Origin of the sequence: Bacillus sp. NPDC094064, assembly GCF_050279585.1 — a bacterium.
Taxonomy (GTDB): Bacteria; Bacillota; Bacilli; order Bacillales; family Bacillaceae_G; genus Bacillus_A.
Genome location: NZ_JBNNUI010000001.1, coordinates 85,442 through 104,679, shown reverse-complemented (window position 1 = coordinate 104,679; position 19,238 = coordinate 85,442). Strand labels below are relative to the sequence as shown.

The 19,238-nt window shown below is 35.0% G+C and carries 20 protein-coding genes and 1 pseudogene; 6 read left to right on the top strand and 15 right to left on the bottom strand.

Going from position 1 to position 19,238, the window contains the following annotated elements; all coding sequences use genetic code 11:
• Positions 1–6: 6 nt before the first annotated feature.
• Positions 7–354, bottom strand: a complete 348-nt coding sequence (locus ACQKNI_RS00520) for a hypothetical protein (protein WP_240522845.1) — start codon at positions 352–354, stop codon at positions 7–9.
• Positions 355–593: 239 nt separating this feature from the next.
• Positions 594–707: pseudogene (locus ACQKNI_RS00515) on the bottom strand (IS3 family transposase); the annotation flags it as partial.
• A 177-nt stretch (positions 708–884) separates the two neighbouring features.
• Between ACQKNI_RS00515 and ACQKNI_RS00510 the strand changes: the two are divergent.
• Positions 885–1,904, top strand: a complete 1,020-nt coding sequence (locus ACQKNI_RS00510) for a zinc-binding alcohol dehydrogenase family protein (protein ID WP_427282101.1) — start codon at positions 885–887, stop codon at positions 1,902–1,904.
• A gap of 49 nt (positions 1,905–1,953) precedes the next feature.
• Here the strand turns inward: ACQKNI_RS00510 and ACQKNI_RS00505 are convergent, their stop codons facing one another.
• Positions 1,954–3,345 (bottom strand): amino acid permease, encoded by a 1,392-nt coding sequence (locus ACQKNI_RS00505; RefSeq protein ID WP_427282099.1) that lies wholly within the window; start codon positions 3,343–3,345, stop codon positions 1,954–1,956.
• Positions 3,346–4,145: 800 nt separating this feature from the next.
• On the opposite strand from ACQKNI_RS00505, the gene ACQKNI_RS00500 reads away from it, so the two are divergent.
• Positions 4,146–4,844 carry a Type 1 glutamine amidotransferase-like domain-containing protein gene (locus tag ACQKNI_RS00500; RefSeq protein ID WP_427282097.1) on the top strand — a complete coding sequence of 233 codons (699 nt, stop codon included), beginning with the start codon at positions 4,146–4,148 and terminating at the stop codon, positions 4,842–4,844.
• A gap of 144 nt (positions 4,845–4,988) precedes the next feature.
• Here ACQKNI_RS00500 and ACQKNI_RS00495 read toward each other — a convergent pair whose 3' ends face one another.
• The 3 genes from ACQKNI_RS00495 to ACQKNI_RS00485 form a co-directional block, all read right to left on the bottom strand.
• Entirely contained in the window at positions 4,989–5,957 is a 969-nt protein-coding gene (locus ACQKNI_RS00495) for a GNAT family N-acetyltransferase (protein ID WP_427282096.1), read from the bottom strand.
• 229 nt (positions 5,958–6,186) lie between these two features.
• Positions 6,187–6,849 carry a bacillithiol biosynthesis deacetylase BshB2 gene (bshB2, locus tag ACQKNI_RS00490; protein ID WP_000439461.1) on the bottom strand — a complete coding sequence of 221 codons (663 nt, stop codon included), beginning with the start codon at positions 6,847–6,849 and terminating at the stop codon, positions 6,187–6,189.
• A 15-nt stretch (positions 6,850–6,864) separates the two neighbouring features.
• The gene (locus tag ACQKNI_RS00485) at positions 6,865–7,215 is read right to left on the bottom strand and encodes a YojF family protein (RefSeq protein ID WP_000407040.1); all 351 of its coding nucleotides are present in this window, start codon (positions 7,213–7,215) and stop codon (positions 6,865–6,867) included.
• 251 nt (positions 7,216–7,466) lie between these two features.
• Here ACQKNI_RS00485 and ACQKNI_RS00480 point away from each other — a divergent pair, with 251 nt between their 5' ends.
• Positions 7,467–8,792, top strand: coding sequence for an ArsB/NhaD family transporter (locus tag ACQKNI_RS00480; RefSeq protein WP_088229798.1), 1,326 nt, complete (start codon positions 7,467–7,469; stop codon positions 8,790–8,792).
• A gap of 170 nt (positions 8,793–8,962) precedes the next feature.
• Here ACQKNI_RS00480 and ACQKNI_RS00475 read toward each other — a convergent pair whose 3' ends face one another.
• Both ACQKNI_RS00475 and ACQKNI_RS00470 read right to left on the bottom strand, forming a co-directional pair.
• The gene (locus tag ACQKNI_RS00475) at positions 8,963–9,190 is read right to left on the bottom strand and encodes a hypothetical protein (protein WP_001047525.1); all 228 of its coding nucleotides are present in this window, start codon (positions 9,188–9,190) and stop codon (positions 8,963–8,965) included.
• Positions 9,191–9,289: 99 nt separating this feature from the next.
• Entirely contained in the window at positions 9,290–9,841 is a 552-nt protein-coding gene (locus ACQKNI_RS00470; RefSeq protein ID WP_088229799.1) for a GNAT family N-acetyltransferase, read from the bottom strand.
• A gap of 258 nt (positions 9,842–10,099) precedes the next feature.
• Here ACQKNI_RS00470 and ACQKNI_RS00465 point away from each other — a divergent pair, with 258 nt between their 5' ends.
• Complete coding sequence (locus tag ACQKNI_RS00465; RefSeq protein ID WP_427282094.1) at positions 10,100–10,864, top strand: DUF817 domain-containing protein; 765 nt, start codon at positions 10,100–10,102, stop codon at positions 10,862–10,864.
• A gap of 89 nt (positions 10,865–10,953) precedes the next feature.
• On the opposite strand, the gene ACQKNI_RS00460 is transcribed toward ACQKNI_RS00465, so the two are convergent.
• Complete coding sequence (locus ACQKNI_RS00460) at positions 10,954–11,409, bottom strand: DinB family protein (protein ID WP_098357618.1); 456 nt, start codon at positions 11,407–11,409, stop codon at positions 10,954–10,956.
• 203 nt (positions 11,410–11,612) lie between these two features.
• Between ACQKNI_RS00460 and ACQKNI_RS00455 the strand changes: the two genes are divergently transcribed.
• Entirely contained in the window at positions 11,613–12,101 is a 489-nt protein-coding gene (locus ACQKNI_RS00455) for a DinB family protein (RefSeq protein ID WP_098357617.1), read from the top strand.
• Positions 12,102–12,214: 113 nt separating this feature from the next.
• Here ACQKNI_RS00455 and ACQKNI_RS00450 read toward each other — a convergent pair whose 3' ends face one another.
• The 3 genes from ACQKNI_RS00450 to ACQKNI_RS00440 all read right to left on the bottom strand — a co-directional run bounded on the left by ACQKNI_RS00450 (position 12,215) and on the right by ACQKNI_RS00440 (position 14,416).
• Entirely contained in the window at positions 12,215–12,691 is a 477-nt protein-coding gene (locus tag ACQKNI_RS00450; protein WP_088229803.1) for a DUF2690 domain-containing protein, read from the bottom strand.
• A gap of 17 nt (positions 12,692–12,708) precedes the next feature.
• The gene (locus ACQKNI_RS00445; protein ID WP_098252720.1) at positions 12,709–13,221 is read right to left on the bottom strand and encodes a YjfA family protein; all 513 of its coding nucleotides are present in this window, start codon (positions 13,219–13,221) and stop codon (positions 12,709–12,711) included.
• Between the two features lie 301 nt (positions 13,222–13,522).
• Positions 13,523–14,416, bottom strand: a complete 894-nt coding sequence (locus ACQKNI_RS00440; RefSeq protein WP_088229805.1) for a LysR family transcriptional regulator — start codon at positions 14,414–14,416, stop codon at positions 13,523–13,525.
• Between the two features lie 120 nt (positions 14,417–14,536).
• Between ACQKNI_RS00440 and ACQKNI_RS00435 the strand changes: the two genes are divergently transcribed.
• Positions 14,537–15,502 (top strand): quinone oxidoreductase family protein, encoded by a 966-nt coding sequence (locus tag ACQKNI_RS00435; RefSeq protein ID WP_098841000.1) that lies wholly within the window; start codon positions 14,537–14,539, stop codon positions 15,500–15,502.
• 66 nt (positions 15,503–15,568) lie between these two features.
• On the opposite strand, the gene ACQKNI_RS00430 is transcribed toward ACQKNI_RS00435, so the two are convergent.
• From ACQKNI_RS00430 to ACQKNI_RS00420, 3 genes are all read right to left on the bottom strand, one after another.
• The gene (locus ACQKNI_RS00430; RefSeq protein WP_098882781.1) at positions 15,569–16,279 is read right to left on the bottom strand and encodes a histidine phosphatase family protein; all 711 of its coding nucleotides are present in this window, start codon (positions 16,277–16,279) and stop codon (positions 15,569–15,571) included.
• 160 nt (positions 16,280–16,439) lie between these two features.
• Positions 16,440–16,964 (bottom strand): GNAT family N-acetyltransferase, encoded by a 525-nt coding sequence (locus ACQKNI_RS00425; protein ID WP_088229808.1) that lies wholly within the window; start codon positions 16,962–16,964, stop codon positions 16,440–16,442.
• 6 nt (positions 16,965–16,970) lie between these two features.
• On the bottom strand, positions 16,971–18,872 hold the full coding sequence (locus tag ACQKNI_RS00420) for an endonuclease MutS2 (protein WP_098252718.1): 1,902 nt from the start codon (positions 18,870–18,872) through the stop codon (positions 16,971–16,973).
• Between the last annotated feature and the right edge of the window lie 366 nt (positions 18,873–19,238).

Sequence of the window (19,238 nt, the reverse complement as noted above, 5' to 3'; positions counted from 1 at the left end):
TCCCTCTCATTTCTTAATGTTAAAGTACTTACTAGGAATTTCTCCTCTTATAAGGTATTCCGTATCCCTTTTAGTCCAATTTAAAGCGAGATTTTTCCAATGATCTGTAGTTGCGGAATCTTGCTTTATTAAACGTTCTATTTGCTTAGGGCTCAAAATAGCAACGTCTGTTACTTCTCCTTCTCTAATACCCTTTCTTAAAGCAGGTAAGTCAATATCAATAATATTTTTACCATAATTGCTTGCAACTTCAGGATTTATTGAGAAACTAGTATAAGGGCTATTATGTTTTGCTCCCCTTCGATATCCACCTAAGATATGTTCAGTGACAGTTACTTGTCGGCCCTTATACATCCCTTCTTTATTTGCTGGAATTAAGTTTCCATTTGATTTGAACCATTTCTTTCCTCCCTTTTCCCAATTAAAATTATGAGATAAAAAGAAAAAAATGTAAACACAGAAATTTTAGATTAGTATAGTAATATTTATATAAAATAAAATCTGCTTAATTGTAAATAAAGCCTATGTATATGTGAAATAAAGAAGAGCCATCCTGTTTGCAGTGACCCCAAAAAGTTAGACACATTATTTCATTAGGCAGCTTCTTGGGCATGGGTCCGGTATTGTACCGGACTCATGCCTTTTAGTTTCCCCTTAATTCTTTTATGATTATATTATGCTATGTACTTTGCTAATTCTTGACTGTATTGTCATTAGCCATTCACCTCACAATATTTTCTACCATAAGGACACCATATACACTTAATATTTAAAATAGTTTCTAAATTACCAAAAAACAATTAGCGTATCCTTTTTTTACATAACAACCTTTCCCCCCTATAATGAAAGAGAATAAGATTCTTACTTTAATGGAGGAAATTAAAATGAAAGCAATTGGTTTACATGAATACTTACCTATTGAAGAAGAAAACAGTTTAATTGATGTGGAAATTGAAAGACCTGTTGCGATAGGAAGAGATATACTTGTTAAAATTAATGCGATTTCCGTTAACCCAGTTGATACAAAAGTCCGCTCTCCAAAAGATAAAAAAGAAGATCTAGCGAAAATACTCGGCTGGGATGCTAGTGGTGTTGTCGTTCAAACTGGCGAAGGTTGTACATTATTTAAAGTAGGCGATGAAGTATTTTACGCTGGAAGCATTACGAGACAAGGTACATATAGTGAATACCATTTAGTTGATGAAAGAATCGTTGGTAAAAAACCAAAAACTTTAAGCGATGCTGAATCTGCAGCAATTCCTTTAACAGCTATTACGGCGTGGGAAGGTTTATTCGAACGTTTAGGCATTGATTACGCTAAGAAAAGTGAAAATACATTTAAAAACATTTTAATTATCGGCGGAGCTGGTGGCGTAGGTTCAATTGCAATTCAGCTTGCGAAATGGGCTGGACTGAATGTCATCGCAACTGCTTCACGTGGTGAAACGATAGACTGGGTGAAAAAATTTGGCGCTGATCATACAATTAACCACCATAAACCATTAAAAGATCAAATCGTAGAACTTGGCTTAAAAGATGTAGATTACATCTTCTGCTTAAACAACACAGATCAACATTGGCAAGCAATATGTGACCTCATTAAGCCACAAGGTAAAATTTGCTCTATCGTAGAAAATGAGCACCCTCTTGAGATGGGTATTTTAAAAAGTAAAAGCGCTACATTCGTTTGGGAGTTTATGTTCACAAAAGCGATGTATGAAACTGGTGATATGATTACGCAGCACGAGTTATTAAACAAAGTGAGCGAATTATTAGATGAAGGTATCCTTCATACAACTTTAAACGATACGTTAACACCGATAAATGCAGAAAATCTTAAAAAGGCACATGCATTACTTGAGGGTGGGCGTACAATTGGGAAGATTGTATTAGAGAAATTTTAATAACAAGAAGTCCGATTTCTAAATAAGAAATCGGACTTTTTTACTATCTTTATTTACTTGAAACCTCTTGATTATTTTGAACATCTAACGGAACACGTTTCCCTATTCCGAAAGCATAGAAACTAATTGTAACGATAGCTAAGAAAACAATACCTACAATTAGTGAAATACGAGTATCATCGTTAAACCACATTCCGATTAATACCATAATTAAAAAGGCAATCGTTAAGTAGTTTGTAACAGGAGCAAATGGCATTTTGAACGGATGATCTTTCATCTCTGCTCCCTTTTCTTTTCTAAAATTAATTTGACTAATTAAAATGACGAACCATGGTACCATACCAGGAAGTACACTCGCACTATATACATATACGAATAAATTTTTTGGTGCAATGTAGCTTAAAACAACACCAACCGCTAAACCGATAATTACGCCAACTGTACCGAATAAAGGTACACCGTTTTTAGAAATTTTCGCAAAATATTTCGGTGCTTGTCCATTTACACCTAACGTATACAACATACGTCCCGCACTATAAATACCACTATTACAACCAGACATTGCCGCTGTAATAACAACGAAGTTAATAAGTCCTGCAGCAGCCGTAATACCAACCTTCGCAAAAGTTGCTACGAACGGGCTACCAATTGTACTTAATTGATCCCACGGATACACAGTTACAATAACGAAAATCGCACCGATGTAGAAAATTAAAATACGCCAAATTGTACTTTGAATCGCTCTTGTAAGTGTCTTCTTCGGATCCTTCGCTTCACCAGCAGTAATCCCGATTAATTCCACACCTTGATATGCTCCAACTACAAGTGATAAAGCAAAGAAGAATCCTGAAAAACCACCTGTAAAGAAACCGCCATTTGACCAAAGATTCGATATACCAATCGCTTCTCCGCCGTTACCAATTCCGAAGAAAATTAGGCCAAATCCCGCAATAATCATTAATAGAATTGTAACGATTTTAATCATCGCAAACCAAAATTCAAATTCACCAAATGACTTAACAGAAATTAAGTTAGCTGCACCAAGAATAACCATTGCGATAACACCTGGTATCCAAGCTGGTAGATCTGGGAACCAATACTGCATATACGCCCCAACTGCAATAATTTCTGACATTCCAACAATAACCCACTGGAACCAGTTACTCCACGCTGTCATATAACCAGCTAACGGGTGAATATACTTATGACCGAACGTCGCAAATGAGCCTGTACTTGGCTCCATATACAACATTTCTCCCATGGCACGCATGATGAAGAAGATAAAAATACCTGCAATTGCATAAGCAAGCATGACTGACGGACCTGTCCATTTAATCGTGCTGGCTGATCCCATAAACAAACCAACACCAATTGTTCCGCCTAAAGCTATCATTTGAATATGACGTGCTTCTAAACCTCTTTTCAATTCTTTGTTTGCCACTTCACTTCCCCCTCTTAGATGATTCATAGCCGCATTTAAAACACGATACTTTACCCTAATTCCTATTTGGTCTGAAAATGATGAAGCAAACGTCATCTTAAGATAGCTTTAAAGCTATCTTAAAATCGTTTATTTCCTCTTATAAAATTTCCAAAACCTCTCATTTTCCGATTTTCTATAAATCTGAAAATTTCTTACTTTATATTAATTTATTTATCTGAAAAATTCAATTATTTTTTCAATAAATTATTATTCATAAATCTAATTAATTTTTAACTAATTTAACAATAAAATACATCTATTCAATATGATTCCTGCACTAATATTATTACAATATAAATAACCGAGGAAAGTATATCTTCCTCGGTTTCATACTGCATGTACTTTAATATCTATATCTGATAACGTCATTTTCCACCATTTAAATGCATTTTATTTCCCTTGCTACTATCACGTAAAAATTCTATTTTCATATATCACCTGGAGATTTAGTATATTAGTAAAATTACCTATCTTTGCATACCTAATACATCCGTCCAATCTTAATCTCGATAATCTGAGATGGAAATATATGAAATTAACTCAGGAAGAACTTGTCCAAAGACTAATTCTTGCAAAAGAATATATTGCAGAAAATAACACTAAATGGGTTTCGAGTTACTTTGAATCATTTGAGTAGGTGATGTACCTAAAGGCATCACCTACTCTTATTAAACTAACGGATAGGTTAGTTCAACAAGGGATTATTTATTATTTGTAGAACTTATCACTTAATATTTTGTTTTGAAAGGAGTACGTATATGAGACAAATAATTACTCTTGGTGGTGGTGGGTTTTCAATGGAACCAGATAACCCATTGTTAGATTTATATATATTAAAGCAAGCAAAAAAAGCTAAACCACAAATTTGCTTTATCCCTACTGCAAGTGGAGATTCTGATAATTATATATCAAGGTATTATAACTTTTTTAATCAACAAGATTGTAAACCATCTCATTTATCTTTATTTGAACCTCCGACAAGGGATCTTGAGAGCTTTATTTTAGAGAAAGACATTGTATATGTTGGTGGAGGAAATACTAAAAATCTTTTAATTTTGTGGAAAGAATGGGGTTTAGACGGTATTCTAAGAAAAGCGTGGAATCAAGGCGTTATTTTAGCTGGGTTAAGCGCAGGTTCCATTTGTTGGTTTGAAGAAGGGGTTACTGATTCGTATGGGGATGTACTCGAACCAATAAAATGTTTGGGGTTTTTAAAGGGGAGTAATTGTCCACATTACGATGGAGAAATAGAAAGAAGACCTACATATCACAAACTTATTGAATCAAAAAAAATACAATCAGGGGTCGCGACAGATGATGGGGTTGCTATTCATTACAAGGAACAAGGAATTAATAAAATAGTTAGCTCAAGGCCTAATGCTAAGGCGTATAGTGTTTCCTTCGAAAAGAAGGTTATAGAGAGAGAACTTCAAACAGAATTTTTAGGTTCTTATTGAACTAACGGGGCGTTACTACAACAACATTACAATTTCTTGTTATAGCAAATAGGGCATTTGTAGTACAAATAAAGGATAGATGAGCATATTTTATTCTGCTCATTTATCCTTTTTAATTTACCCCTTATAATGTCTGACATTAAATTAAAATATAATGTTATTAAGGGTTTCTCGAAATATCTTGACTTCCTCTTTATTTTCTAACAATACTTCCTTATCAAAACGCACAAATTTACTCTGTACTTCCATTCCAGCTGCTTCATATACGCGAGGTGCACCTGTAATATTTTCAGAATCTACATTTAGATGGACCTTTGAAATCCCTTCTTCATATAATTGACCGAATGCATGATGTAACAACGCTAATCCCAATCCTTGTTTCCGCTTAGAACGCCTTACACCTAAATGAGTAATTTCAGCTTTATTGTCAGCACCCTTTTTACTAAAGATAAAACCAACTACTTCATCATCAAGCATGGCTAGTGACCATAGTGTAGGATGAAACCCATCTCTTTCTGTACGCTGCAAAAACTCTTCTAACGTAGAAGATTGCGAATTCCAGTGGTCTGCAAAGGCTTCATTAAAAGCTTGATGTAATCTCTCATCATCCACACCAGGTATGTAATGTCGCACTGTAACACCATTTCGCCATATTGGTGTTGGAACACTTTCCTTTAATTCAATCCCCATTCCCCACCAAATACGAGTTGGAATAAACCTAGCTTCCCCTAACACTTTTTCCTCATAGAAATTATTTGCTTGTGTTATAATCGTGCCATTCGAGCAAGACGAATTACTAACAAGATCTGTAGCACGCTCTTCAAGCTTTGACCATATTACTTGTTCGATGCCTTGATTCATATAATTAGGATGAATAAGTACAGCAGATGGAAACTGCCCTTCATTCCCTGTCAAAATTCCGTATCCGATTATTTCTTCTCCATTCATAACAACATAAGAGCTTTTACCAACATCAATACCTTTCCATGAATTAGTTATATCCTCTATCGTTGTATCAATTTCACCGTACATAGCTTGATCATAAATTGTACATAGTTTGAAAATTTGTTGTAGATCTTCTTTTGAGGTTGCTTTAATATTTATACCATTCATATAGTACTATCCCCCTGACTTTGAGTTAATTAAATTTTATTATTATTTTAATAATCAGTAAATAAAGAATATTATTTCAGATCCAAACATAACGTGGCGTCTATATCCATCTACACCTTCACGAAGAATCGTTTGAATTTCTAATATTTATACTCTTACATAGAAAAAGCGCCATCACAAATGACGGCGCTTTTTCTATGTAAGAGCTACTAGAAGATATCCTTCTAGCCTACTCCCATTTATAAGTCCAAAATTGTTCAAGTTGCAACCATTTTAATGTTGCTGCATCTTTATTTTTTATTTTTGCATGCGTTTCTTCAAGCATCGCTTCTGTTTGTGAACGGTGCGCACCTAGTGCAGCTAATTTATGCTCGAATACTTCACTAATATTATTTACAACATCCGGCTCACCTAGTACAGCTTCGCGATTTTTTGTAATCGCAACCGCATGAATAACTGGACGTTCTTCTTTTGACATACGTGATACGGCGCGAACTACAGCGCGGCCAAATGCATCATGATCCGGATGTACGCCGTGCTCTGGATAAAATGTAATAATTCGAGATGGATTTACTTCTTGAATGATCGCTTCAATTTTATCTGCAACGAAATCAACATCTTCAAATTCTAACGTTTTATCATGGAAACCAAGCATTCTTAAATCTTTGATTCCCATCGCTTCACATGCATCTTTTAATTCTTTTTCTCGGATATTTGGAATCGTTTCACGGTTAGCGAATACATTTTTCCCCATGTTACGTCCCATTTGCCCAAGAGTACCACATGCATACGTTACAGGTACTCCTTGGTCTGTTAATAAGCGAATTGTTCCTCCCGCAGCAAATGCTTCATCATCTGGATGCGGAAATACAACAAGTACATGTCTCTCCATAAGTTTCCCTCCTTCTTACTTAAATGGCGTTAAGCTTAACTCAAGCGCTACCGCTAAGCGACCTTGATTATCGTGCCCTGCTAGTAATAAACGCTCTTGACCGTCTACTTCCCAGTGCGTAATACCTTCTGCATACACCCAACCATGATCCATCTTTAGACCAACTCGGTATGGGTTTGTTCCAGTAATCTTCCCGCGTTCAAAGCGAATAATTGCATTTCGAATGAATGCTCCAACTGTCATCATCTTTTCATTAAAGTGTGACGCATACGCTCCGTTCGTCGTTTCTAAATGAATATATACATCTTTATTTACAAAACGTTCAATTTCATTTTGAATAAGAGAACTATCTTTTACTATTTCCATCGGAATTCACCTCTTTAAACCATTTTACGCAAAAATAATGTAAATTGCTATCTCTATATTAGAGGACAACGCTCACTTTTCCTAATAATTTGCACTGTGTTTTTTATATTTTTTATATCATATGTAAAAAATACATTTTTTCCTTCACTTTGTTAATTAGTTTTCTTTCTTTTTTGAATTTGCTACAATATAAATTATGCAGAGGGATGCATTTTTACAATTGAATACATACTTTAAAGAAGGTGACACGATTGGAACAATCAGCACATGAAGTAGCAAATTGGCAATATTATTTTGCAATTGCCGTATTTTTAGTCACGTACGGATTTATTATTTCTGAGAAATTGAATCGTGCTGTAATCGCACTATTCGGTGCTGCTATTATGGTTATTTTTGGAGTTGTAGATTTACATACTGCTTTCACATCACATATTCAATGGGAAACGATTACCCTTTTAATCGGGATGATGATTCTCGTACATATTACGAGTCAATCAGGCGTCTTTGAATTTGTAGCCATTAAAGCGGCAAAAGCAGCTGGTGGAAAACCGATTCGCATTTTATTATTACTCTCCCTATTAACTGCTGTCGGTTCTGCATTTTTGGACAACGTAACGACCGTCTTATTAATCGTACCTGTTACATTATCCATTACACGTATTTTAAAAGTTAATCCTGTTCCTTATTTGATTTCAGAAGTACTATTTTCAAATATAGGCGGAACAGCAACATTAATCGGTGATCCACCTAACATTATGATTGGATCAGCAAATAAGCATTTAGATTTCAATGCCTTTTTACTTAACTTAGCTCCTATCGTAATTATTATTTCTATCGTAACACTTGGCATTATTTACTTCATGTATCGTAACAAACTAAAAACAACGCCTGAGCAAATTAAATTGTTAATGGCATTAAATGAAAAAGATTATATTAAAGATCGAAGTCTCCTTTTAAAATCGATTACGATTTTAGGACTAACTATTTTAGGCTTTGTACTTCATTCGATTATTCATGTAGATGCTGCGGTTATTGCGATGACAGGTGCTACACTTCTTATGTTAATCGGCGTGAAAGAACATGAGATAGAAGATATATTTGCTCACGTTGAATGGGTAACCATTTTCTTCTTCGCCGGACTATTCGTTCTCGTTGGCGGGTTAATTGACATCGGACTCATTTCTTCTCTTGCACAACAAGTACTTGACGTAACAAATGGCGACATCGGTTTCGCTGCGATACTTATCCTATGGGTATCCGGCATCGCATCTGCGACAATTGACAACATCCCATTTGTCGCGACAATGATCCCTCTTATTCAAGATTTAGCTACAGGACTCGGACTATCTGTCGATTCTCCGCAAATCGAAGTACTATGGTGGGCGTTATCACTTGGAGCTTGCTTAGGAGGAAACGGAACATTAATCGGAGCATCAGCAAACGTAGTCGTTGCTGGTATTGCGAAACGTGAAGGACATGCTTTCTCTTATATGGACTTCTTAAAAATTGGTTTACCATTAACAATCATTGCATTATTATTATCACATGCTTATATATATTTACGTTACTTAATGTAGAGGTTATGGTGTGTGAAATTATATCGACGATTTTTAAAATATATCGATCGTTCCTTCGAATATATCAACAATTTTCTAAATATACCGGCGATTCGACAGAGAATATCGACTTACCGACAAATAATGACACCGAAAAAGGTATGCAGCGCTAAACTGCATACCTTTTTTCATCACCAAAATATCCCTATAATTGCTAAACCACCTAAAATCATACCACCAATTTGTCCGACGATTGTTGGAGATAATTGAACACCTTTTCTCACTTCAACAACCGGTCTTTCGTGCCTTAGTTGCTGTACTTCACTTTGAAGTTGGTGTACACTTCCATGCAATTCTTTAATTAGTTCTTTTAATTCAGCGACCTCTTCATTTACTGGTTTTGATTTTTCTAAGTTCATCTCACATAACTCCTTATAAATGCAATTAGTTCACTGTAAAAATTCGCCAATTAATATTATATCTCCTGCATATTACATGTGTAATATTGAATGTACTTTCTAATCTTGCAGCATAATCCATTCATCCCGCAATATCCCCATAATGATACGATCAAAACACTTCCCATCTCTTTGCACTGCTTCCCTCATACACCCTTCCATCTGAAAGCCCATTTTTTTATACAATGCAATAGCTGCTTTATTATACGAAATGACATCAAGACCAACGCGGTGTAAATTCATTTCATAGAAGGCATACTTTAAAATAAGTTGTATTGCTTCCTTCCCGTATCCTTTTCCTCTATCATTTACATCTCCTATACCAATTGCTAACAAACCCGTTCTGTTATTCCACTCTACGCCATGGATTGCCACAAAACCAATTAAGCGATCATCTTGAACTGTCCTTAACATGAAAGAAACACTATTTGATTTTCGCCCCTTTAATAGTCTGTCACTCGCTATTTCATGTAACGATTGCGGGAATGCCAAATCTGTATCTATATTTCTTAAATATTCACTATCCTCTTGCCACGTAGCCATTACTTTCGCATCCGTTTCTCTCATAACTGATAATGTAATAGCTTTATTTTGAAAAAGATTCATTGTCATTTCAAACTCCCCCTTTATTAAATAACGGGGATAATTATTCTAGCCTATTTATCCCCTTGTTCCATAAACTGCTTTATAAACGGGATACTTACAATAAGCGCTGACATTGGCACAACTCCCTCTCATTAAATTAACTTCATTTTACATTTTTATGCTTTTTCAAACAAACTAATTATAGTTCTCTATTATTTAGAACTATAGTATACTTAATTATTCTTCAGATTATTCAATCAAAAAGAACTTACAGAAGGTGACACAATGTTTTATGTAAAACAACTACTCTATTTTACTTACGAACAAGCATTATCTTGCTTATTCCCAGTCGTTATTTTCTTGACACTAGCCCTTTCAAAAATCATTTCTATTCCAGGGTTATATCGCTATGATTTCATACTCATCGTATGTCTTCTTATGCAGTGGATTATGTACAAGACTGGACTTGAGACGAAAGACGAATTAAAAGTAATTACTGTCTTTCACCTCATCGGGCTTTTTCTAGAAATATATAAAGTTCATTTCGGTTCATGGAGTTATCCTGAAGAGGCGTATTCAAAAGTGTTCGGAGTTCCACTTTACAGCGGTTTTATGTATGCGAGTGTCGCAAGTTACATATGCCAAGCGTGGAGAAGATTGCATTTACAAATGTATCATTGGCCTAAAGCTATTTTTGCCATACCGTTAGGCGCTATGATTTACTTTAATTTTTTTACACATCATTTTCTATATGACTTTCGATGGGTATTAACTTTACTATTATTCATTGTTTTCTTTCACACATTTGTGGAATTTTCATTACAAGGCGTTACATATAAAATGCCGCTCGTTCTCTCCTTTTTTCTTATTGGTTTCTTCATTTGGATTGCAGAGAACATCGTAACATTTTTCGGAGCATGGCAATATCCAAATCAACAGGAAGCATGGAACCTCGTTCATCTTAGTAAAATTAGCTCATGGTTTTTACTCGTTGTCATTAGTATTATGATTGTTACACAGTTAAAACATTTGAAGGAGTCAAAAGGATAATGCTAATGATGTTAAAGCATTATCCTTAATTCATTTACTCTATTTGCTCAATAAAAAAACGAAATCCATCTAGGATTTCGTTTTTTTTACTAAAGAGCCTTAATAATACGTTCCATCGCCTTCATTTGCCCAATATGATCCGCTTCATGATAAAGCATCATACCGTAAAGCTCCCCTACTGTTTCCAATCCTAGGAATGGTTCTGGAAGTTTGTTTTCAAATGCTTCTGCTGGAATTTCGTTAATACGCTTTGCTTGTTCTTTTAATTGAGCCGTTAACACTTCTAATGATGGTCCTTCTTTTTCCCATTTAGATGGTCTTGATCCATATCCAAACATACCTGGATATTCAGTTGGTAATTGTTTAAATTCTCTTCCAAACATAAAAGTTTCTGCTGCCGTTAACACATGACCAATATGCCAGCGAATTGTATTGTTAAAGCCATCCGGCTGCGTATCCACAGTTTTATCATCTAACGTTTCCATAAATTTAAGTAATGCCCCGCGCGTTAATTCAAATTGTTTTAAACCAACTGTTCTATTCATTTTATCGTTCCCCTTTTTATGTACAATTTATTATGAACTAATAATGTTCCACTTATTATAACCTCACCTTGTTTAATCTATCAGAAACAATTAAGAAATACACCTAATATGCTTAGTAAAAATAATTAAAAGGTTCATCCCTCGTAAATATAGAATTACTTACTACACTGATATTTCAGCAAACAAAAGAGGAGTGTAATCGCATGTTACATGTTTTAAAACAACAATATAACCTTATTCGTTCTACAAGAGAAACCCTATTTACGTTTTTGGAAGAAATCCCACTAGAAAAATTACATAACACAATTCCGAATTTCGGAAGCGGTAGCATTATAAAAACTCATATTCATGTAGCCGATTGCTATCGATACTGGCTCGGATCATTCGCATTCAAACAAAAACGAGCAGATTTTTCATTTGCTAGTGATTATGAAATTGAGCATGCAGATGTCGAAAAGGTTCGTGCTAGGTTTAAGTTAGTAGATGAGGTTGCACTACGTTTTTTAGATGAATACAATGACCGGTGGCTCGAAAATATAGCAAATGAAGTGAAATGGCAAAAAGAACCTTGGGGCACAACTCCACTATGGCTTTTAACTCATACGGAGACACATGAGTTTCATCATAAAGGGCAAATTGTATCTATGGCTCGTCACCTTGGATATACTCCTCCTGACACAGATCTTATTTAATTCTATAGTCACAGATTATCGAAAAGATTAAAATAAATATAGGTTGAGCATGTTTTGAAAACCAATCAAAACATGCTCTTGAAATATGCCATCTAAAAACTTTTATAATATCATCAATACCAAATAGTCTCAGCATAATTATATGCATCACTATTCGGAATGGCATGTTTCCCTTGCGCTTGCGCCTTTCTTGGATCTAAATCATATACCATTGGCGTATAGCATGATGTTTGCCCTTTATTTACAACACCATTTCCTCCAGCACTTCCGCAAGTATATGCCTTTCCATCTGTTTTTCTAACGATTCTTGCATCAGCTTCGTTATTATAAACTGCTGGGCGGGTTACAGTAACTTTTGCCCATGCTGTCTTACACGTCGTGCTAAATTTTAATTCCACATAAGAATTTGAATCGATCCATTTCTTTTCTTTCGTTACTGCTGATTGATCACAACTATTGTAATACGGACTTTTCCCATCATACGAATGGTCTTCCGCATACGCTTTATCTCTATTAGTTGTGCTAAACATACTAGTTACAACGAGTAAAGATAGCAATAAACATGCACTTGCCTTTTTTACAAGTTTCATATCATTTCACTCCTTTATTAATAACGTGCTGTTTTCCCGTAACCGTTATTAAACGTAACCGCTTCAGCATCTGCTGTGTATCCGAAATCTGCAGTTAAATCAAATACCATTCCTGTATACGTGCTCGTTTGACCTGTTTTTATTGTGCCGTTCCCCTGATTAGAAGTAACTGATTTTTGGAATACACCATTTTTGTATTTATTCACAACAGCGTACGCATACACCCCTCCCGAAACAGCTGGTGCTGGTTGATCTAACACAAACTTAGCCCATGCAGCATGACATTTATTGCTGTAACGTAAATACACTGTCCCTACTTTTTTACTACCTTCGTAAACTGCTGTAGACTTCGCATTAAAACCATCTGCATCACACGTTGTACTTCCCCCGTATACTTTCGTTGTTGCTGGATTTTTCCCGTCATAATAACTACTTAAATCAGTAGCTGCAAATGTACTTCCTTGAAAACTAAATAATACTCCTACACTCGCTACACTTAACACACACACTTTCATTAGCTTTTTTAACATTCTCAATCTCCTCCCTCAAAATAAGTACGTATAATAAAGACAAGTTATCCCCTATGTAAGCCCTCCTTTCATGCTTCCTAGAGGCATCTTACAGAAACAAATAAACGTTGTAAATTCCCTTATGATTATTGGAATATACGAAGAAATTTACTTATCCGTCTAAGAAAAAAAGTTGAGAAATACACATTTTATAGCATTCTTTATTTAAAACATAAAAGAACCGATACTTGTTTCATTCAAGCATCGGTTCTTTATACAAAATTGCCATTTTTTCTTTTATATAAAATAAATATTTCTCCACTTAATCCGTTGTAAAAAACTCCCTTGTTACATCAATAAATTGTTGCAACGGCGTTGTCATCCATTTATCTTTATGCCAAGCAATTTGTGTGAAAATTGGATTGATAGTATTTTCTAGATGTAACTCTTTTATCGTTCCCTCTCGTATATCTTTTTCTACTACTATTGCGGGCAAAACTGCTATACCTAAATCCGCAATGACACATTGTTTAATTGCCTCGACACTAACAAACTCAATCTTATTTGCTGGATACACATCTTCTGTACGAAATAACTCTTCAAATAAAGTCCGATATGAGCACCCTAGTTCTGTTAACAAAAGTGTTTCCTTCTCTAAATCTTTTATAGAAACGGAAGTTTGCTCGAGTAAATGATGCCCTGGGGCAGCTACTACTTTTAATTCTTCTTTCATAAGCGGCTCCACATGTAAAACATCTTCCGTTTTACATTCATCCAAAATAAATGCAAGATCTACTTTGCCCTCCATCAATTGTTCCTTCGCATCTTTATTGGACTGCGCTGGTTTAAATATAAGTTTTATCTGGGGAAACTGTGCCTTAAACCTCTTTAATATAGAAGGAAGCCTATATGTACACTGACTTTCTTGCGCACCAATTATTAACGTACCTGCTATTTCTTCATCATCTTTCACAGCCATTTTTGCTTCATTACTAAGTGCAATCATCTTATCGGCATATAGTTGAAACTTCCTTCCTGCTTCAGTTAAGAAAAGTCGTTTTCCTAATCTCTCAAATAACGGCGTACCGAGCTCAGCTTCTAACGTTTTAATTTGCGCCGTTACGCTCGATTGAGCAAAATTTAATTTCTTCGCAGTTTGTGTAAAATTTAAAGTATCTGCAGCTACTTTAAATGTAATTAACTGTTTTATCTCCATTTGCTATCCCCTCTAATCGATATTTCCGATTGATTCCATCGAAATAATCCTCTTTTTCTATTGATATTAGTATTGTATGATAAAGAACATCTACAAACAATATTAATGGAGGTATTCCATATGAAAGCACTTTGTTTCGAAACATTCGGAGACGCTAATGTACTACAATATAAAGAACTAAAGGATCCAATTATAAATCCAAATGAAATTCTTGTCCGCACAAAAGCAATCGGTTTAAACTTTGCCGATATTTATAGACGCCGCGGTGATTATCATCTCGCTGGAAATCCACCTTATGTATTAGGTTATGAAGGCGCTGGTATTGTTGAAAAGGTAGGAGCTAACGTTACGACTCTCAATGCTGGAGACCGTATTGCATTTGCTGATGTCCCATTTGCAAATGCAGAATTAGTTGCCGTTCCATCAGAAAAAGCAATCCCACTTCCAAATTCTATCTCTTTTGAAACAGCCGCTTCTGTTTTATTGCAAGGTCTAACAGCACATTATTTAACGAAAGATAGCTATCAAATAAAACAAGGTGATATAGCTTTAGTACACGCTGCCGCTGGTGGTGTTGGTCAACTTCTTATTCAAATGATTAAACTACAAGGCGGAAAAGTAATTGGTCTAACATCATCAAAAGAAAAAGCACAGGTAGCTACGTTAGCTGGTGCCGATCACGTATTTTTATATACTGAATCATGGCCTACGAAAGTACTTGAAATAACAAATGGTACGGGAGTAAATGTTGTATATGAATCAGTAGGCTCTACACTTGAGGAAAGTTTTAACGCTACTAAAATTGGTGGTACTGTCGTATTTTTCGGAATGGCTGGCGGTAATCCTGCGCCCGTTGATCCACGTATGCTTATGGATACTTCAAAAACTTTAACTGGCGGCGACCTTTGGAACGTGCTTACTACTTTCGAAGAACGTAAGCAGCGCTCTACTCAATTATTTGATTGGATCACTAGCGAAAAATTAAACATTGCGAGCCCTACTACATTCTCTTTACAAGACGGTGCCCGTGCCCATGAATTATTAGAGAGCAGAAAAAGTACTGGGAAGATTTTATTAATCCCATAATCGTTCCAATTAAAAAAGGAAGCTAGATTTCTCTACCTTCCTTTTCTTATTTCTATATGTGATTTTTTATATTTCCACACTTGCTTTCCCTTTTGCAACGTAATTCATATCTCCAACCGACTCGACGATGTATTCCCCATCTTTATATACAATTTTCGTTACACTTGCATTTTCTACTCCAAGTTTTGTTTTACTGCTGTCTATCATTTCTATTAATGCAGTTATCAGAAGTCCATGAACTACAACTAAAACGTTACCGCCGCCATCTTTAGCAGACTCTTCACTAATTTTATCAATCTCTGCTTTTATACGAGTAGAAAATAATTCCCAATCTTCCGCCTGTTTCGTAGGATCTGCTGCTCTAATAAGATCAATAACTTCCTGAATAGAAAACTTCATAAGTTCTTCTGGTGATGAAACGCCTGCAGCTTTTCCAACCACATCCCACATATTTTCAAGTTTTTCACCTTCAAAAATACCGAAATTTAATTCTCGTAAATCTTTTCTTTTCTCAAGTTTCAATTTTGACTGCTCACTATATTTTAATACTAAATTAGCAGTTTCAATCGCGCGGCCGCTATCACTACTATACGCATTCGTAAAATGAATATCTTTTAATCCTGTTCCTAAATTTGTGGCAACTTCCACACCTTTTTCTACTAATGGAGAATCTGCCCAACCTTGCGCGCGATGATTCGTATTTAATATTGTTTTACCGTGTCTTGTAACATATAACGTAACTACATTCTCATTGCTATTTGTTTCTCGCTTATTCATTCTCTTCTCTCCCTTTACATTTCTATATCAATTTTACCATCTTAATTATTCATTGAGCAAAATATACGTAACTGGATTTACTTAATAAAAAAACGCTACCTTTCTGTATATCCCAACAAAAAGATAGCGTTTTTTATGATACATTTCTTAACCGATACTTCTACTCAGCAAAAGCACTCGAATATTGTACAATCCCTTCTACACCTTGCAGAGCATCCCCTCTTAATTCCATCGCCATAAACACTTCATCAGGCACTTCAAATGGTGCCTTTATATTCCACTCACTTGCTTTCTTAAAACCGAATCTTGGATAATACTCTGGATGTCCTAACACAACAACTGATCCATATCCAAGTTCTTTCGCTTTTTCTAAAGCAGCCGCGATAAGCTTTCCGCCAATTCCTTTTTTCTGATGGCCCCTAGCAACTGAAACTGGTGCAAGTGCTAACGAATCTACAGAAGTCCCATCCTGTTCTATCGTAATTTTCGATAACATAATGTGACCAACGATTTCCTCATCTATAGCAACGATAGATAACTCCGGAATAAACGCGTCACATTCTCTAATACGTTTTACAAGTTCGTGTTCTTTTTTATCACTAAATTCTTCATGTAAAAATGCTTGTTGTACAACTTCTTCTGTTTTTCTATAATCATTTTTTTGCTCTTGTCTGATTGTTACCATTTTAATTTATCCTCTATTCTTTTTTATTTCTTTTTGAATTTTACGAAGCGCTTTTTTCGATCCGCGCTCCATGTCGTGTTGCATTTTTCTTTCTTTATAATCGACAAATAGTGTATTTAAATCGTATCCCTCTGGGTATAATTCCTTTGCTGCTACCTCTAAAGTAATACGTTTTACATTTACTTCAACGAATTCACCGTTATAATATACAACGACGTTATAGAAATTATCTATTTCCTTATAGATGATACCAAAATCATCATGATCCAATAAATTTACACGGTCACCGATTTTGTACTCATAATGATTTTCTCTTTTTTCCTGCACAAATTTCGGTTTTCTAATTTTACTTTCATTCACTTTTTCTAGAGCGTACTCTTTATTCCCCATATACTCTTTCGCTCTTTGCAGTACACGCTCTCTTACGTTCATTTTATTTGCAATCCAAAGTGCATTACTTTCCCCTGATTTACCGATTACTAATTTATAAAGCGGCTCTAATGTTTCACTATTGAATTGCATCGCTGCATTCATAAAGTCATCATGCATTTCTGAGAATCGTTTAATTTCTCCGTAATGCGTACTCGCAACTGTAATACATCCCGCTAGGTACAACTCTTCTAAAATAGAAATCGCAAGTGCTGCGCCTTCATTCGGTTCTGTACCACTTCCTATTTCATCAAACAATAGAAGCGTATTATTATTTGACATTCTCATAATCTCAGATAGATTTTTCATATGAGATGAGAATGTACTTAGTGCATTTTCGATACTTTGATTATCACCAATATCTACAAACACCTTTTCAAAAATAGCAATTTCCGTTTCTTTATCTCCAGCAATATGAAGGCCTGACATTGTCGCTAATGTTAGTAATCCAATTGTTTTTAGCACAATTGTTTTACCACCCGCATTCGGCCCTGTAATAATTAAACTACGGTATTCTTGACCGATTTCAAAGTTTAACGGTACAACTTCCCCTGTTAAAAGCGGGTGCTTACAATTCACTAAATGAATGTAGCCATGATCGTTTAACTTCGGTTCTATTCCATCAATTGATTTACTAAACTTCGCTTTCGCAAATACCATATCATACTGGCTAATAAGTTCCATATTAATTTTTATATGATAAATATTTTCTACTACCATTCCTGATAACGTCGCTAAAATTTGATACTCTTCCATTGCTTCTTCTGCTTTCAAACCTGCTAGTTCTGCATTCAGCTTTGTAACGGTATGCGGTTCTATAAATACAGTAGAACCTTTTGCCGAGGCTTCAACAATACTTCCAGCAACTTGGTTTTTATAAGAAGATTTAATTGGAATCGTATAGCGATCATCCTTTTTACTAATAAAGAATTCTTGAATATACTTCTTATTTGCACTGCTATTTAAAAACTTCGTTAAACGTTCTTTTATTTTCCCATCTACAGCATCGATATTATTTCGAATTCTTTTTAGCTCTTTACTAGCAGCTGCATCGATGCTATTTCCTTTAATTGAAAAGTTAATTTCCTCTTCAATACTTTTAAACTCGCTCATTGAATTTGCATAAGAAGCTAATACTGGCGCAAAGAATTCTTTATCTAACATAAAATTTTTAATCTTTCTACATCCACGTAAAAAGTCTGAAACACTTACTAATTCTTCTGAATCTAAAATCATCCCTTTTTCTAGTTTTTGAATTGTACTAGCAATATTTGAAATGCCGAAGAAAGGAACATGCCCTTCTGCATCTAATATAGCTCGTGCTTCGGTTGTTTCATTTAATCGATTCCTTACTACTTTTATACTCGTACTCGGTTCTAATTTATTTAATAATTCTTTCCCTAATCCACTTACACAATAAGATTTCACTATATCCTTTAATTCGTTATATTGTAACTTTTCAAAAGTCATCGTATTCATTTTTGTTTCTCCTCACTTTGATTGATTTTCATCAAAAATGAAGATACCTACTCATTAGGTTCCAATGAGCTCTACATTAATCAATTACCATTTTTATACATTAAAAACATATACAAAAAAGCTGCGGGGATACCGCAGCTTTTACATTTACAAGGCATGTGTAATAACGTATGAGAAAATAAGCCACCTAAAAAGTATATGGCATTCCTCTTATTACACGCTTTATAAAGTATTGTAGGTATCTTCATAGGTATCGAAATAAATCCATGACAAAGTTAGGGGTATGATATACATAAAAATCCCCTGATCTTATCCGATTTATTTCATTAAATTTTTCCTATTTAGTACCTACCGCACTCACAAAAA

Bases quoted from the DNA above. Each gene is read 5' to 3' on its own strand.
- ACQKNI_RS00520 (WP_240522845.1), bottom strand. From the start codon at position 354: ATGTATAAGGGCCGACAAGTAACTGTCACTGAACATATCTTAGGTGGA.
- ACQKNI_RS00510 (WP_427282101.1), top strand. From the start codon at position 885: ATGAAAGCAATTGGTTTACATGAATACTTACCTATTGAAGAAGAAAAC.
- ACQKNI_RS00500 (WP_427282097.1), top strand. From the start codon at position 4,146: ATGAGACAAATAATTACTCTTGGTGGTGGTGGGTTTTCAATGGAACCA.
- ACQKNI_RS00495 (WP_427282096.1), bottom strand. From the start codon at position 5,957: ATGAATGGTATAAATATTAAAGCAACCTCAAAAGAAGATCTACAACAA.
- bshB2 (WP_000439461.1), bottom strand. From the start codon at position 6,849: ATGGAGAGACATGTACTTGTTGTATTTCCGCATCCAGATGATGAAGCA.
- ACQKNI_RS00485 (WP_000407040.1), bottom strand. From the start codon at position 7,215: ATGGAAATAGTAAAAGATAGTTCTCTTATTCAAAATGAAATTGAACGT.
- ACQKNI_RS00475 (WP_001047525.1), bottom strand. From the start codon at position 9,190: ATGAACTTAGAAAAATCAAAACCAGTAAATGAAGAGGTCGCTGAATTA.
- ACQKNI_RS00470 (WP_088229799.1), bottom strand. From the start codon at position 9,841: ATGACAATGAATCTTTTTCAAAATAAAGCTATTACATTATCAGTTATG.
- ACQKNI_RS00465 (WP_427282094.1), top strand. From the start codon at position 10,100: ATGTTTTATGTAAAACAACTACTCTATTTTACTTACGAACAAGCATTA.
- ACQKNI_RS00460 (WP_098357618.1), bottom strand. From the start codon at position 11,409: ATGAATAGAACAGTTGGTTTAAAACAATTTGAATTAACGCGCGGGGCA.
- ACQKNI_RS00455 (WP_098357617.1), top strand. From the start codon at position 11,613: ATGTTACATGTTTTAAAACAACAATATAACCTTATTCGTTCTACAAGA.
- ACQKNI_RS00450 (WP_088229803.1), bottom strand. From the start codon at position 12,691: ATGAAACTTGTAAAAAAGGCAAGTGCATGTTTATTGCTATCTTTACTC.
- ACQKNI_RS00445 (WP_098252720.1), bottom strand. From the start codon at position 13,221: ATGTTAAAAAAGCTAATGAAAGTGTGTGTGTTAAGTGTAGCGAGTGTA.
- ACQKNI_RS00440 (WP_088229805.1), bottom strand. From the start codon at position 14,416: ATGGAGATAAAACAGTTAATTACATTTAAAGTAGCTGCAGATACTTTA.
- ACQKNI_RS00435 (WP_098841000.1), top strand. From the start codon at position 14,537: ATGAAAGCACTTTGTTTCGAAACATTCGGAGACGCTAATGTACTACAA.
- ACQKNI_RS00430 (WP_098882781.1), bottom strand. From the start codon at position 16,279: ATGAATAAGCGAGAAACAAATAGCAATGAGAATGTAGTTACGTTATAT.
- ACQKNI_RS00425 (WP_088229808.1), bottom strand. From the start codon at position 16,964: ATGGTAACAATCAGACAAGAGCAAAAAAATGATTATAGAAAAACAGAA.
- ACQKNI_RS00420 (WP_098252718.1), bottom strand. From the start codon at position 18,872: ATGAATACGATGACTTTTGAAAAGTTACAATATAACGAATTAAAGGAT.